Raw genomic sequence first — 3958 nt, forward strand, 5'->3', positions numbered from 1 at the left:
CTCCTGCGGCCCAAGCACCCATACACGGAGCGGCTCATCGCGAGCATCCCGAAATTGAAAGAGGCGGCGCAGCCGGAGTTCCTCCCCGGCGCGCCGCCCGATCTCATCGCTCCGCCTTCAGGCTGTCGCTTCGCCCCGCGCTGCCCTCGCGCCTTCGCCGCCTGCGCCGCCCCGCCGCCGGCCGTCGCCGTCGGCCAAGGGCACACCGCCAGGTGCTGGCTCTATCACACCTGACGGTCCAGGCGGATAGTCGCGAAGTCCGGGACCCGCTGGGCGGAGAGGAACCAGTCTTTCACGTAGGGCTTCACCAGCCAGTAGTTGCGGAAGTAGTAGACGGGGATCGCGCCGACGTCGCTGAGCAGGAGGCGGTCCGCTTCGCGATACTTGGCCGTGCGCGTCGCCTCGTTCTGCTCCGTGCGCGCCTCCTCCAGCAGACGGTCGAACTGGGCGTTGGTGTACGCGCCGATATTGTTGATCGCCGTGCCGTGGAAGAGAACGTCCAGGAAGTTGTGGGCGTCGGGATAATCGGCCACCCAGCCGTACTCGAAGAGGTTCGCGCCGGCCTGGCTCAAGATGCGCGCGCGGTTCGTGTTCCCGGAGACCAGCTGGAGCTGGACCTTCACGCCGAGGTTCGCCTCCCACTGCTTCGCCATCTCCTGGATCACATCAACGCCGGAATAGCCGGAGATCTGGAAAAGCACGGATTCAACCTTCAAGTTCTTGGCTGCCAGCGCCTCGTTCCACAGCGCCTTCGCCCGGACGGGGTCGTAAGCGACCGGGGCCAGCTGCGGGTCGAAGCCCGGCAGGCCGATGGGCATGACGCCGCTCGCCTTCGGCGCCGTGCCGAACATCAACTCCCGCAGGATCTTGTCGCGGTCTATCGCCATGGCGAAGGCCCGTCGCGCGCGGACATCGTCGAATGGCGCGAGTTTGTGGTTGAAGCCTAGGTAGTATATCCCGAGTTCCGGCGTGATGCTCAGCTGGCTGCGCAGGGGGCTGGATGCCGCCTGGGCCTGCTGCGCCTGCTCGCCGCCCAGGGCCGCCACGTCAACATCGCCCGCCTCGAACATTGTCTGGCCGTTGCCGCCCACGTTCCAGATCACCATGTACTGCGTCTTTGCCGGGGCGCGGTAGTAGAGGTCGTTGCGCTCCAGGACCATCACCACGCCGACGTCCCAGCCCTTGATCTTGAAGGGGCCAGTGCCGTCCGGCTTGAGGAACCAGAGCCGTCCGCCCTTCTCGATGTCGTCCCGGTTCACCACGTAGCTGGTGGGGTGCGTGAGCTTCGCCAGGAAATAGGGGACGGGCGAGGTGATGCGGATGCGCAAGGTCGTGCTGTCCATCACTTCGATGCCCGAGACATCCCGGGTGCGGCCCGAGAGGCGGTCCCGCAGGCCCGCGATATCGTCTAGGTAGATGCCCGCGACCTCTGAGCGCAGCTCCGGGTCGGCGGCGCGCTCGATGGAGTATTTCACATCCTGCGCGGTGACCTGCTTGCCGCTGTGGAACCTGGCATTGCTCCGGATCTTGAACAGGTACGTCCTGCCGCCGTCCAGCACCTGCCAGCTCTCCGCCAGGTCCGGGATCACCTTCAATTCGCGGTCCAGAGTCACAAGGCCGCTGTAGACCTGCTGGGCGTACCGCGCGGAGGTCGCATCGCCGATGACAGCCGGGTCAAAGACCGTCGGCGAATCGTCGCGCATGACGAAGGACTGGGCGCGCCGCACGCCGAAGGGCGTCTGCTCCTTGAAGCGGAAGCTGCGGACGATGCGCTCCAGGTCGGCGCGGTTCCGCTCGAAGTCCGTTCGGATCGTCTGGGCCAGCGCCTGGAAGACCTGGCTCCCCCGGGCCACGACGAGCAACGTTCCCGTGAGGGTGACCTGCTGCCCTGGGATCTCGATGACGTAGCTGTAGCCCTTCGTCCCATCCGGCAGCGACACATCGCCTTCGCTCAGGACGCGCATCTGGGCCGCCGCGCTCCGGTAGATCTGCAGCACTTCGGCGCCGTAGTCCTTCGGCTGGCCGAGCTTCTGCGCCCAGCTGATGTCCATCAGGAGTCGCGGCACCCCCAGGTCGCTGCTGGCGAAGAAGAGGGGCTCGCCCCCGGCGATATCGCCCTCCTGCCGCTCCCAGGCCTGAGGGAAACTGATGGAGAAGCCGAAGGTTGCATTTTCATAGGTCGTGAATGGGCCAAGCTCGGAGGGAGCCGGGGTGGGCGTGGCAGTGGGCGTCGGCGTCGGGACGGGCGTCGGCGTGGCGGTTGGGCGGGGGGTAGGCGTCGGCGGAACGGTGGGCGTCACTGTGGGAAACGGAGTCGGCGTTGGCCCAACGATCGCAGTCTGGCCCGGCGTCGCAGTCGGCTCAGGCGTCGCCGTGGGTGACGATCCGCTGGAGCAGGCGCTAACCAGGAGAACGAGGACGGCCACGAGGGTCAGCAGGAGGAACGCCGGGCGCGCGTGGGCTGTATGCATAGTGCCTTTCTCTGAACGCAGTGCCGTCTCTATCTCATACGACGCGATGCTATTATAGGTTTGCCTTCCCGCTTCTTCCACGGGAGAAGCTTGAGGATATGGATGGACGGATGAGGAGAGGGGAATGACCCAGGCCGCCGCAGGGGTACGCGATCCCGCCGAGACGAGCGAGGGCGCGCCGCTTCTCGCCATCGAAAAGGTCAGCGTCCGGTTCACCTCGCGCAAGGGCCTGCTGGGGCGAACGCTGGTCCGCGCGGTGAACGATGTTTCGCTGACGCTGCGCCGGGGCGAGACGGTGGCCGTCGTCGGCGAATCCGGGAGCGGCAAGACGACCCTGGGCCGCGTCTCCCTGGGCCTGGTGGAGCCTGCCTCCGGGCGCGTCACCTTCGATGGCATGCCCGTCACCGGCCGGAACGAAGGGCAGCGCAAGTGGTTCCGGCGCAGGGCGCAGGCCGTCTTCCAAGACCCCTACTCCAGCATCAACGCCTATATGAACGTCGGGCAGATCGTGGAGGAGCCGCTCTTGGTCCACGGCATCGGGAGCCGGGAGGAGCGGATGGCGCGCGTGGCCCAGGCCCTGCAGGATGTGCGCCTCAGCCCGCCGGAGGCCTTCATGGGGAAGTATCCCCATACTCTCTCCGGTGGCCAGCGACAGCGCGTCGGCATCGCCCGGGCGCTGGTGATGCACCCCGAGTACATCGTGGCCGACGAGCCTGTCTCGATGATTGACGCTTCGAGCCGGGCAGAGATCCTCTACCTGATGCGGGACCTGCAACGGCACTATGGGATCGCCTTCCTCTTTATCACCCACGATATCGCCAGTGCGGCGCACTTTTCCAATCGCATCGCGGTGATGTACCTGGGGCGCATCGTGGAGGTCGGCCCGCCGCGCGAAGTGGTGAGCCGGCCGCTGCATCCCTACACACGCGCGCTCATCGAGGCGGTGCCTGAGCCCGACCCGGCGAACCGCCTGCGGATGCGGCAGGTGGTGCCCGGGGAGCCGCCATCGCCCTCCAGCCTGCCGCCGGGGTGCGCCTTCCACCCGCGCTGTCCCCAGGCGATCAAAGGCGCCTGCGAGGGCGCGGTGCCGGAGCTGCGGGAGATACGCCCGGGCCACTTCGCCGCCTGCTATCTCTATTAAGAGCCGGGGCGCCTAGCACCTGGGCGCGCGTCGCGTTCGATGGACTCAGGGCGCGTGCCCCGCGCTCCTACTCCTTTCTTTGAGATGGGTGTGGGGATTGTGCTGCAGAGGGCCCGACGGTGTGCCATGGGTGGACGCGTCCAGCAAAGGTGCGGGCGTCTAACGTTCCCGGAAGGCCGGGACAGGGCATCGCGATAGCGGTCTCGCGACTTCCCCACAGTGCCCTCGGCGACATGGGTCAGCCGGTCACGCCCGCGTATGAGTCGTCCAGGACGGACAGATCGTACGATCTTCCTTTGTCGCGTGGGCCTAGGCCAGGTGCGAGTGCGATGCGGGGGCTGAGCGC

At 67.0% G+C, this 3958-nt stretch carries 4 protein-coding genes; 3 read left to right on the forward strand and 1 reads right to left on the reverse strand.

Translation table 11 applies throughout. The annotated features are described in order from the left end of the window. Nucleotides 1-234: ABC transporter ATP-binding protein (locus tag FJ039_12515; protein MBM4406969.1), on the forward strand; the 234-nt coding region annotated here is incomplete at its 5' end. Here FJ039_12515 and FJ039_12520 read toward each other — a convergent pair. Then, on the reverse strand, nt 225-2300 hold the full coding sequence (locus FJ039_12520; protein ID MBM4406970.1) for a peptide ABC transporter substrate-binding protein: 2076 nt from the start codon (nt 2298-2300) through the stop codon (nt 225-227). The genes FJ039_12515 and FJ039_12520 overlap by 10 nt on opposite strands. On the opposite strand from FJ039_12520, the gene FJ039_12525 reads away from it, so the two are divergent. Both FJ039_12525 and FJ039_12530 read left to right on the forward strand, forming a co-directional pair. Continuing rightward, complete coding sequence (locus FJ039_12525; protein MBM4406971.1) at nt 2182-2529, forward strand: hypothetical protein; 348 nt, start codon at nt 2182-2184, stop codon at nt 2527-2529. The genes FJ039_12520 and FJ039_12525 overlap by 119 nt on opposite strands. Before the next feature lie 66 nt (nt 2530-2595). Further along, nucleotides 2596-3612 (forward strand): ABC transporter ATP-binding protein, encoded by a 1017-nt coding sequence (locus FJ039_12530; protein MBM4406972.1) that lies wholly within the window; start codon nt 2596-2598, stop codon nt 3610-3612. The last annotated feature ends 346 nt before the right edge of the window (nt 3613-3958 follow it).

Source organism: Chloroflexota bacterium, assembly GCA_016875535.1.
In the GTDB taxonomy this organism is placed as follows: Bacteria; Chloroflexota; Dehalococcoidia; order SHYB01; family SHYB01; genus VGPF01.